Annotated in this window: 14 protein-coding genes; 12 read left to right on the top strand and 2 right to left on the bottom strand. The window is 34.4% G+C overall.

The features are described from left to right. Positions 1-83: 83 nt before the first annotated feature. The 4 genes from OD917_RS05875 to nagB all read left to right on the top strand — a co-directional run bounded on the left by OD917_RS05875 (position 84) and on the right by nagB (position 6,896). On the top strand, positions 84-446 hold the full coding sequence (locus OD917_RS05875) for a BlaI/MecI/CopY family transcriptional regulator (RefSeq protein ID WP_263522617.1): 363 nt from the start codon (positions 84-86) through the stop codon (positions 444-446). Beyond that, positions 443-2,455 carry a M56 family metallopeptidase gene (locus OD917_RS05870; RefSeq protein WP_263522616.1) on the top strand — a complete coding sequence of 671 codons (2,013 nt, stop codon included), beginning with the start codon at positions 443-445 and terminating at the stop codon, positions 2,453-2,455. Before OD917_RS05875 ends, OD917_RS05870 begins: the two co-directional genes overlap by 4 nt. Positions 2,456-2,749: 294 nt before the next feature. Next, positions 2,750-4,843, top strand: a complete 2,094-nt coding sequence (locus tag OD917_RS05865; RefSeq protein WP_263522615.1) for an alpha-L-fucosidase — start codon at positions 2,750-2,752, stop codon at positions 4,841-4,843. Positions 4,844-4,982: 139 nt separating this feature from the next. Beyond that, positions 4,983-6,896 (top strand): glucosamine-6-phosphate deaminase, encoded by a 1,914-nt coding sequence (nagB, locus tag OD917_RS05860; protein ID WP_263522614.1) that lies wholly within the window; start codon positions 4,983-4,985, stop codon positions 6,894-6,896. Between the two features lie 255 nt (positions 6,897-7,151). Here nagB and OD917_RS05855 read toward each other — a convergent pair whose 3' ends face one another. After that, positions 7,152-7,865, bottom strand: a complete 714-nt coding sequence (locus OD917_RS05855; RefSeq protein ID WP_111289793.1) for a LytR/AlgR family response regulator transcription factor — start codon at positions 7,863-7,865, stop codon at positions 7,152-7,154. A 69-nt stretch (positions 7,866-7,934) separates the two neighbouring features. Then, a complete protein-coding gene (locus OD917_RS05850; RefSeq protein ID WP_263522613.1) occupies positions 7,935-8,993 on the bottom strand; it encodes a sensor histidine kinase in 1,059 nt (352 codons plus the stop codon). Positions 8,994-9,123: 130 nt separating this feature from the next. Here OD917_RS05850 and OD917_RS05845 point away from each other — a divergent pair, with 130 nt between their 5' ends. The 8 genes from OD917_RS05845 (at position 9,124) to OD917_RS05810 (ending at position 22,409) form a co-directional block, all read left to right on the top strand. After that, entirely contained in the window at positions 9,124-11,361 is a 2,238-nt protein-coding gene (locus OD917_RS05845) for a GH92 family glycosyl hydrolase (RefSeq protein ID WP_263522612.1), read from the top strand. Positions 11,362-11,383: 22 nt separating this feature from the next. Next, the gene (locus OD917_RS05840; RefSeq protein WP_263522611.1) at positions 11,384-13,261 is read left to right on the top strand and encodes a sodium:solute symporter family protein; all 1,878 of its coding nucleotides are present in this window, start codon (positions 11,384-11,386) and stop codon (positions 13,259-13,261) included. 297 nt (positions 13,262-13,558) lie between these two features. Next, positions 13,559-14,524 carry a glycoside hydrolase family 130 protein gene (locus OD917_RS05835; RefSeq protein WP_263522610.1) on the top strand — a complete coding sequence of 322 codons (966 nt, stop codon included), beginning with the start codon at positions 13,559-13,561 and terminating at the stop codon, positions 14,522-14,524. 7 nt (positions 14,525-14,531) lie between these two features. After that, complete coding sequence (locus tag OD917_RS05830; RefSeq protein ID WP_263522609.1) at positions 14,532-15,599, top strand: carbohydrate-binding family 9-like protein; 1,068 nt, start codon at positions 14,532-14,534, stop codon at positions 15,597-15,599. Next, positions 15,574-16,692 (top strand): putative glycoside hydrolase, encoded by a 1,119-nt coding sequence (locus OD917_RS05825; protein WP_263522608.1) that lies wholly within the window; start codon positions 15,574-15,576, stop codon positions 16,690-16,692. Before OD917_RS05830 ends, OD917_RS05825 begins: the two co-directional genes overlap by 26 nt. A gap of 92 nt (positions 16,693-16,784) precedes the next feature. Continuing rightward, positions 16,785-17,807: an isoaspartyl peptidase/L-asparaginase family protein gene (locus OD917_RS05820; RefSeq protein ID WP_111425716.1), complete on the top strand. Its 1,023-nt coding sequence runs from the start codon at positions 16,785-16,787 to the stop codon at positions 17,805-17,807. Between the two features lie 236 nt (positions 17,808-18,043). Further along, positions 18,044-20,362 (top strand): beta-N-acetylhexosaminidase, encoded by a 2,319-nt coding sequence (locus OD917_RS05815; RefSeq protein WP_263522607.1) that lies wholly within the window; start codon positions 18,044-18,046, stop codon positions 20,360-20,362. A gap of 193 nt (positions 20,363-20,555) precedes the next feature. Next, on the top strand, positions 20,556-22,409 hold the full coding sequence (locus OD917_RS05810; RefSeq protein WP_263522606.1) for a glycoside hydrolase family 35 protein: 1,854 nt from the start codon (positions 20,556-20,558) through the stop codon (positions 22,407-22,409). The last annotated feature ends 25 nt before the right edge of the window (positions 22,410-22,434 follow it).

Below are 22,434 nucleotides of genomic sequence, written 5' to 3'. Positions count from 1 at the left end.
TAACTAATTAATTAGTATAAATATTAATCAATTAGTTTTGCTACTAATTAATTAGTAGTTATATTTGTCAAAAGATTTCTACTATGATAAAATTAGCCAAACGAGAAGAACAGATTATGCAGGTTTTTTGGGATTTAAACAAAGCCTTCATCAGAGATATTATTCCATTGTTGCCAGATCCGAAACCACATTATAATAGTGTTGCGACGATTGTCAAAATATTAGAAGAAAAAGGATTTCTAAAAAGGGAAACAATAGGGAATATGCATTGCTTTTTCCCAGTAATTCAAAGAGAAGAATATCAACAATTTGCGCTGAAAGATATTGTGAGTCAATATTTTGATAATTCGTATCCACGAATGCTTGCCTTTTTTGCTAAAGAGCAAAAATTAACCGAAAATGAATTGGACGAAATCGTAAACATGATAAAAAAAGATTCCATATGATACCTTATATTCTATACACAGCGCTTATTCTTTTTGCTTGTCTTATGTTCTATAAGCTGCTTTTGCAGAAAGAAACTTTTTATAATTTGAATAGATTTGTTTTGCTTGCCTGCATGGTAGTAGCTTTTACTTTGCCGTTGCTTCCGATTCCGCAGCAATTCTCCCTTCAAAAACAGAAGGTAACTGCAGCTATTCCTTCCATAACAAAAACAGTTGCAAAAGAATCAACTGCTGAGGTGAAAACACTTCCTGTAAATGAAGTTTTAGTAAATGAAACAAAGCAGCAATTTAATATGGCTTTGGTCATGCAGTGGATAATTTATTTGTATTGGTTTGGTGTCGTTGTTTTTGCGCTTAATTTTTTGATGCAAGCTGTTATATTATTTTACAGAGCGTACACATCAGAGATTATTCGGGATGGAAAATTTAGAATTGTCGAAATAACAGGTGATAAAGCACCTTGTTCTTTTGCTAATAATATTTTTATAAATCCTGAAAAATACGAATGGGAAACGTACAATCAGATTTTGCTGCATGAAAAAATTCACATTGAGCAAAAACATACTATTGATCTTTTGCTTGCAGAAATCGTACTTGTTTTTCAGTGGTTTAATCCTTTTGCTTGGCAATGGCGAAAAGCATTAGAAAGTAATCTTGAATTTTTGACTGATAACGAAATGCTACAACAAGGTAGCGTAGAAAAAGAAAGTTATCAATTTAGCCTGCTTAAAGTAGCGGCGCCACAATTTCCTTTGAGTCTTACAACTAATTATAATCAATCATTACTCAAAAAACGAATCATTATGATGAATTCAAAAAAATCAAACGTAAACACAACATGGAAATATTTTTTCCTGTTACCATTATTGGTATTGTTTGCCTGCCTTTTTAATCAACCGGCAGCGCAAAGTCAGACGCTAACTTCGACTCTTAAAAACGAAGAAACAAAAGCGCAATCAAATGCTCACAAAGGAGTTGAAACAGAAGGAAACTGGTTCGCCACAATTGAGGGCAATACGGTAAATATGCAATTTAAAAACGATGAGCATAGCAATTCTTCTTTCACTTTTGATATTAGTGAATTTAGCGGATTATCAAAAGATAAACAAGGGACATTTTCTCTAGTACGTGAAGCGGGAACAATGAACTTTACCGGAAAATTTGAAGGAAACAGCGGAATGGGAACATATAAATTTGTTGCCAATAAAAATTTCACCAAAGAAATGGCTGCGCAAGGCGTTACATTGGCAGAAGATACAGATCTTATGGTTTTCTTTATGATAGACATAAAAACTTCGTATGTAAAAATGCTGCATAAAAAAGGATATAAAAATGTAGACAAAGAGCAATTAATTCCGTTAGCGGCTTTAAACGTAAATGAAGATTACATCAATTCTATGAAAGATGCTGGAATTGGAAATATTGATATTGAAACGCTGATACCTCTTAAATCATTAAATATTGATAAAGCTTTTATTGAAGATATTATTAAATCGGGTTATAAAAATGTTTCACCAGAAAATCTGATCACTTTAAAATCTCAGAATATTGACGGAAAGTATATTAATGATTACCGTTCTTCGGCAAAAGCAAAAAAGAATGAAAATGGAGAAGAAGATGAGGACAATATTGTTGCTTTCAAAGCTTTAAACATAGATAAAGCTTATATTGATTCTTTTAAGAAAATGGGTTATAATGATCTTTCAAACGACGACTTAATTGCTTTAAAAGCTTTAAATGTAACTCCAGAATATGCTGGTCAATTCGAAAAAGTAGGTTATAAAAACATTTCGTCTGAAAATCTTACGGCTTTAAAATCACAAAATATCACCGCAGATTTAATTAAGGAATATAAGGATCTTGGTTTTTCAGATCTAGATTTAGATGATGTTGTGGGGGCAAAAGCGGTTGGTGCAACGCCAACTTTCATTAAAGCTATGAGAGAAAAAGGACATAACTTTAAAGATATTGGAAAATATATAGCTTTAAAAGCAGTTGTTGGCAACTAAGCTGATATTGCTTTTGATAATTAAAGCAATACATTTTCTCTGTAAATAAAATATTCAAGTTGTAAGACTACAATCAAAATATACTAATAAAGCCTAAATCTACAGATTTGGGCTTTGTTTTTTAGAGAACTTCAAAAAACAGTTGTTTTAAAATAGTATACTCAGATGAATTATTTAAATAAAATCATTTTAAACCAAAACGCTTTAAAATCTGCTGTTGGTCGAAATTCTGCACAACAGATTTCAATTTATAGTACATTTATGCTTTATAGACTATTTTAAAGAAGATCAGCAATGAAAAAAATATTCCTTTCCTTATGTCTTTTTGGTGTAATTTCTAATGCTTCAAGTCAGGAATTTGCGAATGCGCCAAAACCTTTAGGACCAGTTCCGACGCAGAAACAAATCGATTGGCAGGAAATGGAATTTTATGCTTTTGTGCATTTTTCATTAAATACTTTTACCAATAAAGAATGGGGTTACGGAGACGAATCGCCAGAACTTTTTAATCCGTCGCAATTAGATGTTCGTCAATGGGCACGCGTGGTAAAAGAAGCTGGAATGAAAGGAATTATTTTAGTTGCCAAACATCATGACGGATTTTGTTTATGGCCTTCTGCTTATACGGAACGTTCTGTGAAAAATTCTCCTTGGGAAAACGGGAAAGGTGATTTGGTTAAAGAATTAGCTGCAGCTTGCAAAGAATACGATTTAAAATTAGGATTATATCTTTCGCCTTGGGATAGAAATCATCCGCAATATGGCAAACCTGAATACATTACGTATTTCAGAAATCAGTTAAAAGAATTACTGACCAATTACGGAGATGTCTTTGAAATGTGGTTTGATGGTGCAAACGGTGGAGACGGCTATTACGGAGGTGCAAATGAAACTAGAAAAATCAATTCGCTTACGTATTATAATTGGGACGAAACTTATAAGTTAATTTACAGTATCGCACCAAAAACATTGGTTTGGGGAGTTGGGCCTTCAGAAGCAAGATGGATTGGAAATGAAGAAGGTCGTGCAGGAAAAACCAATTGGTCGTTATTACGCCAAAAAGATGAGTTGGCTGGAAAAGTACATTACACCGAATTTATGTCTGGACATGAAGATGGCGAAAAATGGGTTCCTGGTGAAGCTGATGTTTCGATCAGACCGGGATGGTTTTATCATTCGGTTGAAGATGATAAAGTCCGTTCTCTTGACGAAATGGTAGATATCTATTATGAATCGATTGGACGAAATGCAACTTTATTACTAAATCTGCCAGTTGATAGACGTGGTTTGGTTCATGAAAATGATGAAGAAAGATTAAAAGAATTAGTAGCAACAATCAAAGCCGATTTCAAAAAAGAACTTTTAGCAGAAACTCAGGTTCAGGCTTCGAACATTCGTGCAAACGATTCTAATTTTGGTCCTCAAAATGTTGTTGATGGAAATAAAGATACGTATTGGGCAACAGACGATAAAGTAAAACAGGCAACAATCGAATTTACATTTAAAAAGCCAACTGCGATCAATAGAATTTTACTTCAGGAATATATTAAGCTTGGACAACGTGTGAAAGCATTTTCGGTTGAAGCAAAAGTAAACGGACAATGGAAAACTATTGCTAACGAAACTACAATTGGCTATAAAAGAATTCTTCGCTTAGACCGCGTTACAGCTTCTGCAATTAGAGTTAATATTTTAGATGCAAAAGCTGGATTTGTAATCAATACAATTGAGGCATATAATGCGCCAACTTTTGTAAAGGAGCCACAGATTCTTCGCGACAAAAATGGTTTGGTTACGATTAAATCGGAAGATGGAAATGCAGTTTATTATTCGCTTGACGGAAAAAATCCTTCAGAAAAAAGTGTTTTATATAAAGCTCCTTTTACTTACAATAAAGCGGTAGAAATCAAAGCCATTTCGAGAAATACGAAAGAGAAAATTAATAGTGCGGTAAAAACGGCTAAATATGGTGTTTCTAAAGAAAAATGGAAAGTGATTTCGGTTTCGAGTGGAGATGATAAATCAGTAGAACGAATTATTGATGGAGATGCAAACACAGATTGGGGATTTGGAAATGATGAAAATAAACTGCCTCAAACTGTTGTTATAGATATGGGAGAATTGGTCAGCATTAAAGGTTTTACTTATACGCCGCAACAGGTTGGTAACAATTTAAATTTGATTTCAAATTATGAACTGTATACAAGTGTAGACAGTTTTTATTGGGACAAACAATCAGAAGGAGAATTCTCAAATATCAAACATAACCCAATTGAACAAATTAAGAGTTTTACTGCAGTAAAAGCAAGATTTTTGAAGTTTGTCGCTACAGCAGCTGTAGGAAAAGGGCAGACTGTTTCAATTGCTGAAATTGGAGTTGTGGAATAATTACTTTTTTAGAAACTTTAAAAATAGCTTAACATTCTTATTTTGTCTTTTGCCGAAGCGCAGTCGTTATTAGTCGAATTTTTGTTTAGAACGGATAATTTAATTCTACTTTTAACTTAGAAATTAAATGGCAAGGCATATGATTAAAGAAGATATAGGTTTTAGAGAAGCAGGAAAGTTTGAAGAAACTCGTTTTGAAAGAATTCATAATGTTATTTTCGAATCATCGCAAGAGGCATCTTTGTTGGTGGCTCAAGAAATCGCCAATTTAATTCAGAGAAAAAATGAGCTAAACGAACCTTGTGTTTTAGGTTTGGCTACAGGTTCTTCGCCAATTAAGGTTTACGAAGAATTGGTTAGAATGCACAAAGAGGAAGGGCTTAGTTTTGCAAACGTAGTTACTTTCAATCTAGATGAATATTATCCGATGGATAAAAATGATATTCAGAGTTATTATCATTTTATGCACGAACATTTATTCAATCATGTAAATATTCTTCCGAAAAATATCAATATTCCAGACGGGCAGGTGAGTGCCGAGGAATTACAACAATATTGTATCGATTACGAGATGAAAATTATCTCTTATGGAGGTTTAGATTTTCAACTTTTAGGAATCGGTAGAACAGGACATATTGGGTTTAATGAGCCAGGTTCTCATGTTAATTCAGGAACCAGAAGTATTACTTTGGATCATTTGACTCGTGTCGATGCGGCTTCTTCTTTTTTGGGAATTGACAATGTTCCGCGAAAAGCCATTACAATGGGAATTGGAACCGTTAGAAACGCAAAAAGAATTGTTTTACTAGGTTGGGGAATCAGTAAAGCAGGAATTATAAAAAAGACAATCGAAGGAGAAGTTTCTTCGCACGTTCCAGCTACGTATTTACAAGAGCATCACAACACAACATTTGTTCTGGATACAGAAGCTTCGTCTGAATTGACACGAGTAAAAACGCCTTGGCTGGTGAAATCTTGTGTTTGGACAGACGAATTAAAATTAAAAGCGGTGGCTTGGTTAAGTGAGTTAACGAAGAAACCTTTCCTGAAACTAACGGATAAAGATTATAACGACAATGGAATGTCGAGCCTTTTGACGGAAGAAGGAACTGCATACGATTTGAACATTAAAATGTTTAATAAAATGCAGCAAACCATCACAGGTTGGCCAGGCGGAAAACCAAATGCTGACGATACATACAGACCAGAACGGTCTACTCCAGAGAAGAAAAGAGTAATTATTTTCAGTCCGCATCCAGATGATGATGTGATTTCGATGGGAGGAACATTCGACCGTTTGGTAGAGCAAGGACACGAGGTTCATGTTGCGTACCAAACTTCTGGAAATATTGCAGTTTCTAATGAAGAAGCATTGAAGTTTGCAGAGATTTCTAAAGCGTTGAATTCGAATTCTGAAGTTTCTGAGGAAATTATTGATTTCCTTAAAAACAGAACTGGAACAGAAATGGATTCGCCAGAAGTTAGAAAATTAAAAGGATTAATAAGAAGAAGCGAATCTTATGGAGCGACTCGCTACATTGGTTTGCCAGATTCAAATGTAAACTTTTTAGATCTTCCGTTTTATGAAACTGGAACAGTTAAAAAGAATAATCTTTCAGATGCAGATGTTGACATTATGTGTGACATTATTGAAAGAATAAAACCGCATCAAATTTATGCCGCTGGAGATTTAGCAGATCCGCACGGAACTCATAAAGTGTGTCTGGATAGCTTATTTGAAGCTTTGAAAAGACTAAAACACAAAAGCTTTATGGACGATTGTTGGGTTTGGCTTTACAGAGGCGCATGGCATGAATGGGAATCGTACCAAATTGACATGGCAGTACCAATGAGTCCTGATCAGGTTTTAAAGAAACGACATGCAATTTTTTATCACCAGTCTCAAAAAGACGGCGTTATGTTTCAAGGTGATGATAGCAGAGAGTTTTGGGTTCGAGTTGAAGACAGAAATAGATTGACTGCAGAAAAATATCACAGCTTAGGTTTAGCAGATTATTCGGCTATCGAAGCGTTCAAAAGATATCATTTCTAAACTTTTGCAGCAATAAAGATAATAGACTATTTCATGGTTTATTTTGGTTAGTTACCTATAATTGAGAGAAAATGCGGTCGTGGTTGGCCGCATTTTCGTTTTTATATATTTTTTTACCGCAAAGCACGCTAAGATTTACGCAAAGGGCGCTAAGACTTTTTGCTTGGTCTAAAAAGAGTATAAAAAAAGTTCGCAAAGCTTTGAATAAACTTTGCGAACCTTGCGTAAATCTTAGCGTGCTTTGCGGTTAAAACTTTATATGGAAGAATTCAGGATTTTTTGTTTTACTTCGTCTATATAAGATCTTCCTATAACATATCGAAGTCCTTCAATTTCAATACTGTTTCCTTCAACGGCATCAATTTTGTCAATCGCAATTGTATATGATCTGTGGATTCTGATAAAATCTCTTTCGGGTAACAAACTAGTGAAATCAGATAAAGTGCTGTGAATGATAAATTTCCCTGAAGTTGTACTGATTTTTAAATAATCTTTTAAACTTTCGATTACCAAAATTTCGTTTAAGAAAATCTTCTTCATTTTTTTCTTGTCGATTTTCACGAAAATAAAAGGGTTCTCTTTGCTGTTTTCCTGCGGAAGCTTACTTGCATTATTAAGACGTTTGTTGATTTTGTTTACCGCTTTCATTAATCTCGGAAACTCAATTGGTTTTACCAGATAATCTAAAACATCAAGCTCGTAAGTTTCAATTGCAAACTGATCGTAAGCACTTGTAATAATAAGCAAAGGGGGATTTTCTAAACTTTTAATAAAATTAATACCGTCTAAAACAGGCATATTTATGTCTAGAAAAATTACATCAATGGTATTGTTTTTCAAGAAATTTAATCCTTCAATAGAATTACTAAATGTATTTACTAATTCTAAATCTTCAATCTGCTCAATATAACTCTTAATAACGTTTATTGCCAATGGCTCATCATCGATAATTAAACACTTTATTTTCATTTGTAATATTATTTTTGGGCCAGTATTTGGTTTTTGTAGGGGAAATTTTCAAAACAGTTAAAAACGGGATTACGTAACTTTTATAACTAGTTTAACGACAAAAATATTCTTTTTATTTTTAAATGAAAGCTTATAGTCACTTTTATTGTATCCTAATTCAAGTCTTTTTTTTACGTTTTCTATACCTATACCACTTGCCTTGTTAAAATTATCTTTATGTACGGTAAATTCGGGCATAGGGTTTGAAATTGTGAAATATAAATAATCGCCTTTTACTTTAAACCTGATATCTATGAGAACATTTCCAGTGTTTTTATTAACACCATGTTTAAATGCATTTTCGACAAAAGTCAAAAGTAAAACGGGAGAAATTTCTTTATCATGAATATCCCCCGAAATAGACATGTCAACTTCTAAACGCTCTCCGTTTCTAATTCTTTCCAAATCCAGATAATTCTGAATACACATAATCTCATTTTCCAAAGTCTGTTTTTTGCCTTTTGTTTCATATAGCATATAGCGCATCAATTCAGAAAGCTTCAAAACGATTTTTGGAGTTTTGTTTGATTTTTCTACAGAAAGTGAATAAATATTATTTAAGGTATTAAAGAAAAAGTGCGGAGAAATCTGAGACTTCAAAAACAATAATTCGGTTTCTAGCTGAGATTTTTCTAAATCTGTTACACGTCTTTGTTCTTTCAAGAAATCTAGAGTAATTTTAATTGCGGTAACGAAAGTCATTACATACAATTCTCCCATCATCATATCTATAGTATAATTTAGTGTAAGCGTGCTGATGGTTTGCGGGCCTTCGGGCCAAACATCGTGCGTAATCAGTAAATAAGTCAAATTAAATTTGAGTACCACCATTACAAAAATTGCAGATAAAACGGTTACTATATATAGGAAGTATTTTTTTCGGTAAACTAAATTCGGCATTAAAACTAAAATATTTAGATAACACAATGCCATGTGAATAGGAAATCCGAGTAAAGTGGTTTTTAATGAATAAAGATAATCGTTAAAATAGCTTCCCCAACGGAATGTGTTGAACACAAAATACGTCAGCCAAAAGTAAACATGATAGCGTATAGGTAAGCTGTAAGGTTTGCTTGAGTTAAAAATCATATTGTTAATTTAAAATGTCGTTTGTTACTATTTTTTGATGTTTAGAGCTGTTTAAATGTCGTCCGTCTAAAAATATTTTGGTAAAAGTTGAATTTATCTAAATTTAAAGTTAAATTAATATTGTTTTGATATGAGGAAAATTACTCTGCTTTCTCTTACGGTAATTTTTACTGCAAGTTGCAAAATAAATGTAGATAAAAATCAACATAAAGAAAGTTTTGCAACAAATTATGTAGATCCTTTTATAGGTACTGGTGGTCACGGACATACATATCCGGGCGCAACGGTTCCTTTTGGGATGCTGCAAGTAAGTCCGGATAATGGAATTTCGAGCTGGGATTGGTGCTCGGGTTATCATTATTCTGATTCTATAATTTCTGGATTTAGTCATTTACATTTAAGCGGGACAGGAATCGGTGATTTGGCAGATATTTTATTTATGCCGACAAACAAAAAGTTAGACTTAACCGCCAAGGCCACTTCACGCGATTTCCTACCGTATAAATCAAAATATAATCATGTTAACGAAAAAGCAACACCGGGTTCTTACCAAGTTTTTCTTGAGGATCCTAAGATCAATGTAGAATTAACTTCTACTCAAAGAACCGCATACCATAAGTATACCTATAATAATAACGACAAACAATCTGTTGTTGTCGATTTAGGTTTTGCTATTAATTGGGATAAAGCGACAAAAACTGCCATTACAGTTGAAGACGAAAATACGATCAGCGGTTACCGTTACAGTACAGGCTGGGCAAAAAATCAGAAAGTATTTTTTGTAGCCAAGTTTTCTAAACCAATTACAGAATCTATTATCACAGCTGACAAAAAAGTAGTTTCAGCAAAGAGTGCAGAAGGAGAAAATACCGCTCTGCAATTATTCTTCGATCCTAAAAATTCTAAAGAATTAGGCGTAAAAGTGGCGCTTTCTTCTGTAAGTATCGCTAATGCGAAAGATAATTTAGATAAAGATCAACAGTTTGAAAAAGTAAAAACAGATGCATCTAATATCTGGAATAAAGCTTTAAGTAAAATTACAGTTGAAACTCCAGTTGATTCTCTAAAAACCATTTTTTACACTGCTTTATATCACGCTCAAGTTGCGCCCGTAACTTACAGCGATAAAAACGGACAGTTTAGAACTGAAGACGATAAAATTGTTACTTCAAAAAATTATACAGCTTATTCTACTTTATCTCTTTGGGATACGTTTAGAGCTGAAAATCCGCTACTTACTATTTTAGATCCAAATAGAGTTTCTGATATGGTTAATTCAATGTTAGCGTATTACGAAACAAAAAAGATACTTCCGGTTTGGACATTATATGCAAATGAAACCAACACAATGACAGGATATCATTCGATTCCAGTTATTGCAGATGCTTATTTAAAAGGTATTAAAGGTTTTGATGCCGAAAAAGCTTTTGAAGCCATGAAAGCAACAATGATGCAGGACGAACGAGGATTGAACTTCTACAAAAAATACGGTTACATTCCTTATAATTTATTAGACGAATCGGTTACCATTACTTTAGAATACGCTTACGATGATTGGTGTGTGGCTCAAATGGCGAAAGCTTTAGGAAAACAAGCTGATTATGAGTTTTTCTCAAAACGTGCAAAAGCTTATGAATATTTATTTGATTCAAAATCAGGTTTCATGAGAGGAAAATCTGAAGATGGAAAATCTTGGAACGAACCTTTCGATCCAAAACATTCAAACCACAGAGAACATACAGATTATACTGAAGGAAATGCTTGGCAGCACAGCTGGTTTGTGCCTCATAATGTTGACAATTTTATTAAGCTTCATGGCGGAAATGACATTTTTACTAAACGTTTGGAGCAACTATTTACAGAAAGTTCTGAAATTACAGGAAACAACGTCTCGGCAGATATTTCTGGTTTGATCGGACAATATGCACACGGAAATGAACCTAGCCACCACATTGCTTATATGTTTAACCATGCGGGTCAGCCTTGGAGAACGCAATATTGGGTACGCCATATTTTAGACACGCAATATAATACAACAGCAAATGGTCTGAGCGGAAACGAAGACTGCGGACAAATGTCTGCTTGGTATGTATTCAGTTCAATGGGATTATACCCAATGAATCCGGCTTCAGGAGAATACGAAATTGGAAGTCCGATTTTTGAGAAATCAACCTTGAATCTTCCAAATGGAAAAACTTTTGTAATCGAAGCAGAGAATGTTTCAAACAAAAACTTTTATATCCAATCGGCTACTTTAAACGGAAAAGCATTTAATAAAACAGCAATTTCTCACCAAGAAATGCTAAAAGGCGGCGTACTTCATTTTGTGATGGGAGCGCAACCAAACAAAAACTGGGGTCTGAACTAACTAATTCAAAATAAATAATTTAATGAACATTATAGACGTATCAATCATTTTAATCTATATCGTACTCTCGGTTGGTATAGGAATCTGGATTTCAAGAAAAGCATCAAAAGGTCTAGACGATTATTTCCTTGGAGGGAAATCAATCAAATGGTATTTTTTAGGATTGAGCAATGGCTCAGGAATGTTTGATGTTTCAGGAACTTCCTGGATGATTGGAGTTTTATTTTTGTATGGAGTAAAAAGCTTCATGTTTATGTGGCTTTGGCCGATTTGGAATCAGATTTTCGTCATGATGTTCCTCGCAGTCTGGATTAGAAGATCAAAAGTAATGACAGGTTCTGAATGGATTTTAACTCGTTTTGGAAGTGATCAGGCTGGAAAAGCATCACATATTATTGTTGCCATTTTTGCGATAATTTCTACAATTGGTTTCATTGCTTATTTCTTCGTTGGAATCGGGAAATTTGTAACTATTATTCTTCCATGGGATTTAACAGTTCACATGAATGGAGGAGTTTTCTTGACTTCAGAACAAGCTTACGCTTTATTAATTATCTTCTTAACTACAATTTATACCGTTAAGGGAGGAATGTTTTCTGTAGTTGCGACAGAAGTAGTGCAATATATTATTATGATTGTTGCCGGAGTTTTAATCGCTGGTTACGCATTCATTAATTATACAGATATTCAAATCAATTCGGTGATTACACCAGAATGGAAAAATGTTTTCTTCGGATGGGAATTTGAAACGCAATGGAGCGATAAATTCGAAACTTTCAACCGATTAATTGATACAGAAGGTTACAAAATGTTCGGCGCTTTCATCGGAATGACTTTATTCAAAGGTTTCTTTGCCAGCGTTGCAGGGCCAACTCCAAGTTATGATTTACAGCGTGTGCTTTCTACAAAATCGGTAAAAGAAGCAGCTTACATGAGTGGTTTCACGAATTTGATTTTATTCATTCCTAGATATTTATTGATTACAGGAATTGTAGTTATTGCTTTAGTGAATTTAGCACCAGAATTAAATGCAAATGTTAACCTAACAGGAGCAGATTTAGAATTGTTAATGCCAAAAGTGGTGAATCTTTATATTCCAGTTGGAATTAAAGGAATTCTTTTAGCGGGATTATTAGCTGCCTTCATGTCTGGATTCTCTGCTTTCGTAAATGCAGGACCAGCTTATATTGTAAATGATATTTATAAAAAATACTTCAAGCCAGTTGCTTCAAATAAACATTATATCAAAGTAAGTCAGATTTCTTCTTTCTTAGTTGTTGGTCTTGGAGTTTTCATGGGATTCTTTGCAGATTCTATCAACTCACTAACACTTTGGATTACAAGTGCTTTGTACGGAGGTTACGTGGCAGCCAACTTCTTAAAATGGATTTGGTGGCGTTTTAACGGATGGGGTTATTTCTGGGGAATGGTCGGCGGATTAATTGCAGCTTCTCTTCAGTTTATTTTAGATCAAAATAAAGGAAATTTAACAGCTGGAACGTTCTTGCATGATCTTTCGCAAGTGCCATCGATTTACTTGTTTCCATTAATTTTCGGAATGTCAATTTTAGGCTGTCTTTTAGGAACTTACCTAAGCAAACCAACCGATATGGAAGTTCTAAAATCGTTCTACAGCAACGTTAGACCTTGGGGATTCTGGAATCCAGTTTACAAACAATTAAAAGCAGAAGATCAATCTTTCCAAAAAAATAATGATTTCTATTTAGATATGATGAATTGTGTAATCGGAATTATTTGGCAGTCAAGCATGATTCTGCTTCCGATTTATTTCATCATTAGAGATTATCCGAAAGCGGGAGTTGCTTTAGCGGTTTTCTTAGTGACCACTACAGTGTTGAAGTTTACGTGGCTGGATAGAGTTAGGAAGATTGAAGAGTAGATTAGAGAGGAGAAAGATTTTAGAAGCAAGAAGCAAGATTTCTTTAATTGAGATAAGAATTTAAACACATAGAAACATAGATTTTTTTTGATGTTGAATAGGAAAAATAAAGAAACTAGTTTCTAACACATAGTTTTGAACATAGCCCGTAGTTTCAACTACGGTAACGCAAGATTGGCGGTAACGCTATATTTATTTAAACAAGTAAAACGCCTTTTATAGACAAAGCAAAACTATGTCTCTATGTGTTTAAAAAAGAATAAAAAACAAAAAACTAATAAATAAAAAAAACAAAAAATGAGTACTATTCCTTGGCAAGACAGACCCGAAAACAGTAAAGATGTAATGTGGAGATATTCTGAGAATCCAATTATCGACAGATATTCGATTCCTTCATCAAACAGTATATTCAATAGTGCAGTTGTACCTTTTGGAGACGGATATGCTGGGGTTTTCAGATGTGATAATAAAGCGGTTCAGATGAATATTTTTGCTGGTTTCAGTAAAGATGGTATCAATTGGGATATCAACCACGAACCAATTGTAATGCAGTCTGGAAATACAGAAATGATCGAATCTGCTTATAAATATGATCCTCGCGTAGTTTGGATTGAAGATCGTTATTGGATTACTTGGTGTAACGGTTACAACGGACCAACAATTGGTATTGGTTATACTTTCGATTTTAAAGAATTTTTCCAATGCGAAAATGCCTTTTTACCATTCAACAGAAACGGAGTTTTATTCCCACAAAAAATCAACGGAAAATACGCCATGTTAAGCCGTCCAAGTGATAACGGACACACGCCTTTCGGAGATATCTGGATCAGCTACAGCCCAGACATGAAATATTGGGGAGAACATAGATTGGTTATGAAACCAAGTCCGTTTGAGCAAAGCGCTTGGCAATGTACAAAAGTGGGAGCAGGACCAATTCCAATCTTAACTGACGAAGGATGGTTAATGATTTACCACGGAGTTATCAATACTTGCAACGGTTTCCGTTACGCTATGGGATCTGCTCTATTGGATGTTGATTCTCCAGATCAAGTAAAATACAGAACACAGCCTTATTTATTAGGTCCAGCAGAGACTTATGAAATGGTTGGAGACGTTCCAAACGTAGTTTTCCCATGTGCGGCTTTACACGATATTGAAGAAGATAAATTGGCAGTTTACTACGGTGCGGCAGATACTCACGTAGCAATCGCTTTCGGAAAATTAAGTGAAGTAATTCAGTTTACAAAAGAAAATAGTTTATAATATAAAGATGCATAGTAGAAGTAAATTATTGTCCCTAGCCGTTTTTTTTGTTGGATTGATGGGTTATTCGCAATCTGAAAAAGGGGTTACACCAAAAAGTTATATTGCGTATAAGACTTCAAAAGAAATTGTTATTGATGGAGACGGGGCAGATAAAGACTGGGAAAAAGCAGATTGGACAACACCTTTTGTCGACATAGAAGGCGTTGAAAAGCCAAAATACAATACTCAAGTCAAAATGCTTTGGGACGATAATTACTACTATATTCTGGCAAAAATAGAAGAACCTCACGTTTGGGCAAATCTAAGACAACGCGACACGATTATTTTTTACAATAATGATTTTGAGGTTTTTATCGATCCGGATAATGACACGCACAATTATTATGAATTGGAAATAAATGCTTTAAACACTGCTTGGGATTTATTCATAAATAAACCTTACAGAGAAAAGAATACGGTTTTAAACGATTGGAATATTACAGGTTTAAAATCGGCTGTAAAAGTAGACGGAACTTTAAATAATGCTTCAGACATAGACAAAGGCTGGACATTAGAAATTGCCATTCCGTGGTCGGTTTATAAAACATCTTATCACGATAATATTGTTCCAAAAGATAAATTCTGGAAAGTCAATTTCTCTAGGGTAAATTGGCAGCATTCAGTTGTTGACGGAAAATACGAACGTAAAAAAGATTCAGAAGGAAAGTTTCTCCCAGAATACAATTGGGTTTGGTCGCCTATGGGAGTGATAAATATGCATGAGCCCGAAAAATGGGCTTATGTATACTTCTCTTCAAAAGAAAGCGACGATAAATTTACAATTCCACAAGAAGAAAAAGTAAAGTGGGAACTGTATACTTTATATCGTGCTCAAAAGAGATATTTCGATAAAAATAAATCTTGGGCAAAATCATTACAAAGTATCAGCTCGAAAAATATAATTGTTGACGGAAAGACTTTAAAACCAGTTTTAGAAAATCATTCATCAGGATTTAATATCTTGGTAAAAAGTCCTTTTTCAAACAAAACCTTAATAATTAAAGAAGATGGTAAAATTATTACGAACGAATAACTTACAAAAGCTGTCAAAAGTTTTAGTTTTTGCGCTTTCGCTGAGTTTATTCTCGTGCGGACAAAAAGAAAATAAAGATCAGGAAAACGGAAAATTCACTTTTGGAGTTTGGACGACTGCTGATGCCAAAAAATCGGATACAGATTATTCGAAAGAATTCAAAAAATACAAAGACGGCGGAATCGACGAAGTTTTAATCAACACGCAAACAGATCCGAAACTATTAGCAAGATTAGTTCCGCTTGCAACAAAAGAAGGACTAAAAGTTCACGCTTGGATTATGGCAATGAATCGTCCAAATGATTCAGTTGCCTTACAGCATCCAGATTGGTATCAAGTAAGCAAAGAAGGAAAATCTTGTTTCGATAATCGCCCTTATGTAGATTATTACCAATGGCTTTGTCCAACTAAAGAAGAATCTAGAAATCACGTTTTAGGTTTAGTTGAAGGTTTAGCAAAAGTAGAAGGAATCGAAAGCGTACATTTAGATTACATTCGTTTCCCAGATATTTTCCTGCCAATCAGTTTATTGCCAAAATACAACTTGGTTCAAGATGTAGAATTGCCACAATTTGATTTCTGCTATTGCGATGCTTGCGTAAGCAAATTCGAAAAAGAACATCACAAAAATCCAAAAAACAGCCACAATACTTCAATTGATATGGAATGGAAAAATTTCAGATTAAATGCAGTAAAAGCGGTGGTTGACGATGCTTATAAAATTGCTCACAAACACAATAAAAAATTGACTGCAGCAGTATTTCCTTATCCTGAAATGGCAGATCATATGGTGCGCCAGCGCTGGGATAAATGGAATATTGACGAAGTATATCCAATGATTTATCATAGTTTTTATGATGAAGAAATTGACTGGGTTGGTTACGCGACCAAACAAGGTGTAGCTGATTTAGAAGGAAAACAAACGAAAGTAAATACAGGAATTTATATTCCAGGATTAAAATCGGATGCAGAATTGAAAGAAGCGATTTTACTAGCTAAGAAAAATGGTGCAACAGGAGTTTCATTTTTTGACGGAAATGCTTTATCGGATAGTAATTTAAAAACGATTTCAGCCGTAAAAGCGGGGTTATAGTCGATTTTACTGGGATTAAAAATTATTACTGATTAATTTAGCAACTATTAAGAACATTTTGTTTTTGAAAGTTGAATTAAAACCAAAAAGACATGTCAAATAGAAGAGATTTTATTAAGAAAACGACTTTAGGCACATTAGCCATAAGTTCTGTTTTGGGCGTAAGCGGATTTGCTGCAAATCATGAAAATGAACCAGAAGTAGAATCAAAAGAAAAAAAACAGACCAAACCGATTATCATCTCGACATGGAATCACGGTTTGCCTGCTAATAAAGAATCTTGGAAAAACTTAAAAGAAGGAAAATCAGCATTAGACGCAATCGAAGCTGGAATGAAAATACCTGAAGCAGATCCAAATGTTCGCAGTGTTGGTTATGGAGGATATCCAGATCGCGAAGGGAAAGTAACTCTTGATGCCTGTATTATGGATCACAACAGTAATTGTGGATCCGTTTGTTTTTTGCAGGGAATTATGCACCCAATTTCTGTAGCAAAAAGAGTGTTGCAAAATACGCCTCACGTTATGTTGGCGGGACAAGGAGCATTGCAGTTTGCTTTGTCTGAAGGTTTTAAAGAAGAAAATTTATTGACTCCAGAATCTGAAAAAGACTGGAAAAAATGGCTGGAAGATTCAAAATACAAACCAGTTATTAATATAGAAAATCACGATACCATAAGCATGCTAATGTTAGACCAAGAGGGCAATCTTTCGGGCGGATGTACCACGAGCGGTGCAGCTTGGAAAATGCACGGACGCGTCGGTGACTCCCCAATAATCGGCGCGGGTCTTTTCTTGGATAACGAAGTGGGTGCAGCGGCAGCAACTGGTTTGGGGGAAGCTGTTATTAGAACTGCAGGAAGCGCAATGGTTGTCGAATTAATGCGTCAGGGTAAATCTCCTTACGATGCTTGTAAAGAAATTACAGAACGTATTTACAACAAACATAAAAACCACAAAGACATGGAATACCTGCAAGTTGGTTTTATTGCTTTGAATAAAAATGGTGAATACGCAGGTTACAGCCTAAGATCAGGATTTAATTACGCCGTTTCTGATGATGTGAAAGGCCACAGAATGGAAGACGCGAAATTTAAAATGTCTTGGGATAAATAATTATCACGTTTAGAACTTTGTTAAAGGTTAAATCTTTGACAAAGTTTTTCGACAGTATTGACATTTCGACTTAAGGAGAAATCTTCGAAAGTAGCTCCACAAAGATTAGTGAATTAGTATGAGGAAGCCCTAGTCTGGTTTCTCCTTACGTCGAAATGACAAACAAAAACAAAAAAAATGTTGAAAGACAAAATATATCAATTTAAAATTACACCTTCTTTAAAATAATTTAGAATATGAGAATTATAAAATCTTATTTGATTATCGGTTTTCTTGTCCTTGTAACTTCTACGTACGCACAGAAAGTTTACACGGAAAGTGATATTCATATCATTCCAAAACCGAGTCAGACTCTTATTAAAACAGGTGTTTTTGAATTTACAAAAGATACAAAGTTTGTAGTAAACGGTGATTTCCAAAAAGATGCTGCAAATGTTTTGGCTTCTAAATTTGAAGTTGCTGCAGGATGGAAACCAGAAGTTACTACAAAAGCTCCTGCAAGTAATTATGTTTTATTGAAAACAGATGCAAACTTAAAAAATGAAGCTTACGTTTTAGATGTAAATCCGACTCATATTGTTATTTCTGCTAAAGGGAATAATGGATTTTTATACGCTTTAGAAAGCATCAGACAGTTACTTCCTGAAGCAATCGAAAGTAAATATGCGATCACTTCTGCAAAATGGCAGATTCCAAGCTTAACAATTAATGATGAACCACGTTTCAAATGGAGAGGTTTAATGCTGGATTTATCTCGTCATTTCTTCGATAAAAATTATATTCTGGCTACAATCGATCGTTTAGCAATGCACAAAATGAATGTTTTACATTTGCATTTAGTTGATGATCAAGGCTGGAGAATCGAAATTAAAAAATATCCAAAGCTAACAGAAGTTGGTGCTTGGAGAGTAGATCAGGAAAATACAAGCTGGAATGCCAGATTAACGACTAATCCTGACGAAAAAGGAACTTATGGCGGATTTTTTACGCAAGATGAATTAAGAGAAATTGTAAAATATGCTTCAACCAAAGGAATCGAAATTATTCCTGAAATTGAAATGCCAGCTCACGTTAGCAGTGCTATTGCGGCTTATCCAGAATTGGCTTGTTTCAATCAGAGAATTGGTGTTCCGTCGGGTGGAGTTTGGCCTTTGACTGATATTTATTGTGCAGGAAAAGAATCGACTTTTGAATTTTTACAAAATGTAATTGACGAAGTAATTACCATTTTTCCTTCAAAATACATTCATATTGGTGGTGATGAAGCGACTAAAACGAATTGGGCAAAATGTCCAAACTGCCAAAAAAGAATTAAAGATGAGCATTTAAAAAGTGTTGACGAATTACAAAGCTATTTTGTAAAACGTATGGAAAAATACATCAATTCAAAAGGTAAAAGAGTTATCGGCTGGGATGAAATTTTAGAAGGCGGTTTAGCTCCCGATGCAACAGTAATGAGCTGGAGAGGAATGAAAGGCGGAATTGAAGCAGCAGATCAAGGCCATGACGTAATTATGACACCTGAAACTCCTTGTTATTTCAACTTTTACCAAGGTCCTCAAAATGAAGAACCTTTAGCTTTTGATGCTTATAATCCGTTAAGCGAAGTGTATAAATTTGATCCTGTAGTTTCAACAATGACACCTCAGGAAGCAGCACATGTATTGGGCGGACAAGCAAATTTATGGGCAGAACATATTGCGGGTCCAAAAGATTCTGAATATATGATTTTTCCAAGATTAGCCGCTTTATCAGAAACATTATGGAGTCCGAAAGAGAAACGTAATTGGAATGATTTTACATCAAGATTATTCTCAATGTTCAAACGTTACGATTATCAAGGATTAAATTATGCGAAAAGCGCATATTTAGTAACCGCTTCTTCTACAGCTGATTTAGGGAATAAACAAATCAAAGTAGAGTTGAAAAATGAGTTTCCTAATCCAGATATCCGCTACGTTTTAGGAGATAAAAATATAGATCATCACGCAGTAAAATATGTTGCTCCAATTGAAATTAAAGAAACTACCATTTTAAAAGCTTCTTTATTTCAAGATGACAAGCCAGTAGGAAAAACTTACACTGACACTATTGTTTTCCACAAAGGATTTGCAAAAAAAGTGAAATACTTAACGCCTTTCAACCAGAGTTATAAAGGAGATGCTAATACAATGGTAAATGCCATTCGCGGAAGCAAAAATTTCCATGACGGACAATGGCAGGCTTGGTTGGTTAATGATATGGAATTGGTAATTGATCTTGAAAAAGTAGAAAGTATTGAACAAGTATCTGTAGGAGCTTTAGAAAGCCAAGGCGCAGGAGTTAATTTCCCAATTCAAGTGAAAGTATTGATTTCTACTGATGGAATTAAATATACGCAAGTTGGAAAAATTACACGCCCGTATGCAGCAAATCCGGTTCCTGAATTGAAAGATTTCAAAATTAATTTCCAAAAACAAAATGCGCGTTTCGTAAAAGTAATTGGAGGCAACTTAAAGAAAAGTCCAAAAGGAGAAAGCTCTTGGTTGTTTGTGGATGAGATTTTGGTGAATTAAATATTTTTAAACACATAGAAACATAGATTCTTTTTCTTTTGAAACTTGGTAAAAGAGTTTAGAAAGAAACTAGTTTCTAACACATAGCTTAACGTGAAATGCTTGTTACAGCTTTGTCAAAGTTTCAAACTTTGACAAAGCTTTAAAGTCAAGTTTGTCATTTTAAGTTTATAAATGTATAATCTGAAAAAAAATGAATAAGATATTATTTAAGCTCGGAGTATTATTGATTTGTTTGATGCCGTTTTTCGCAAAGGCTCAAACAAAAGGATTTTCTATATCTAATGGAGAATTTCAAAAAGATGGGAAAATTATAAAAATACATTCGGGGGAAATGCACTATGAGCGTATTCCTAAAGAGTATTGGAGACATCGATTGCAAATGCTTAAAGCTATGGGATTGAATACTGTGGCAACTTATGTGTTTTGGAATTATCACGAAATTGAGCCAGGTGTATGGGATTTTAAAACGGGAAATAGAGATTTGGCAGAATTTTTACGTATTGCTAAAAGTGAAGGATTATATGTAATTCTTAGACCAGGCCCATATGCATGTGGTGAATGGGAATTTGGAGGATATCCTTGGTGGCTGCAAAATAATAAAGATTTGGTAATTCGTACCAATAACAAAGCATTCTTGGACGCTTGTAAAACTTATTTGGAACATTTATATGCAGTCGTAAAAGGAAATTTTGCTAATCAGGGAGGACCAATTATTATGGTTCAGGCGGAAAATGAATTTGGTTCTTATGTTTCTCAAAGAACCGATATTAGTGCTGAAGATCATAAAGCATACAAAACAGCGATTTACAACATGCTTAAAGAAACTGGATTTCCAGAGCCATTTTTTACTTCTGACGGCACTTGGTTGTTTGAAGGTGGAAGTGTTGAAGGAGTATTACCAACTGCAAATGGAGAATCCAATATAGAAAACTTAAAAAAGCAGGTTGATAAATTCCATAAAGGACAAGGACCTTACATGGTCGCAGAATTTTATTCTGGCTGGCTAGATCATTGGGCAGAACCATTTATTAAAATTGGATCAGACGAGATTGCAAGCCAAACTAAAAAGTACCTTGATGCAGGCGTTTCTTTCAATTATTATATGGTGCACGGAGGTACTAATTTCGGATTTACTTCTGGAGCAAATTATAATGAAGAAAGTGATATTCAGCCAGATATTACAAGCTATGATTATGATGCACCTATTAGCGAAGCAGGTTGGGCAACGCCAAAATTCATGGCTATTCGTGAAGTAATGCAAAAGTATTCTAAAACAAAATTAGCAGCAATTCCAGAGAAAATACCAGTTATAAAATATCCTAATCAGCCTGTTAAATCAAGTATGGATGTTTTAAGTTGGATTAAAAAAGAAAAACCTGTTGTAAATGATCAGCCTTTAACATTTGAAAAATTAGGTCAGGGAAATGGATATGTTTTGTATCGTAAACGATTTACGCAGCCAATTTCTTCTGGCAAATTAAAAATTGAGGGATTGAGAGACTTTGCTACCGTTTATGTAAACGGAGTTAAGGTGGGTGAATTGAATAGAGTTTTCAAAAATTACGAGTTGACCCTTTCTATTCCTTTTAACGGTATTTTAGAAATTCTAGTTGAAAATATGGGACGTATTAATTACGGAGCCGAAATAGTGCATAATACGAAAGGTATTATTTCTCCAGTATTTATTAATGAATATGAAATTAGCGGTGGATGGGAAATGTATAAAATGCCGATGAGTGAAGTTCCAGCTGTTAAAAATGAAACAGTAAAACCTGGACGACCAGTTTTATATGAAGCTGCAGTTAACATTGATAAACCAGCCGATACTTTTCTTGATATGACAAATTGGGGAAAAGGAATTGTATTTGTTAACGGACACAATCTTGGACGCTACTGGAAAGTTGGGCCACAACAAACACTTTACGTGCCAGGCTGTTGGTTGAAAGCGGGCGAAAATAAGTTTGTCGTGTTTGAGCAACTTAATGAAAATGCTCAAACAGAATTAACTTTTACAGATCAACCGATACTAGATAAACTAAACTAAAAAACAAAGAATAATAAATTATAAA

Source organism: Flavobacterium sp. SH_e (genome assembly GCF_025717045.1).
Classification (GTDB): Bacteria; Bacteroidota; Bacteroidia; order Flavobacteriales; family Flavobacteriaceae; genus Flavobacterium.
Note: the sequence above shows the minus strand (reverse complement) of the source record. Positions and strands in the feature narration are given on the sequence as shown.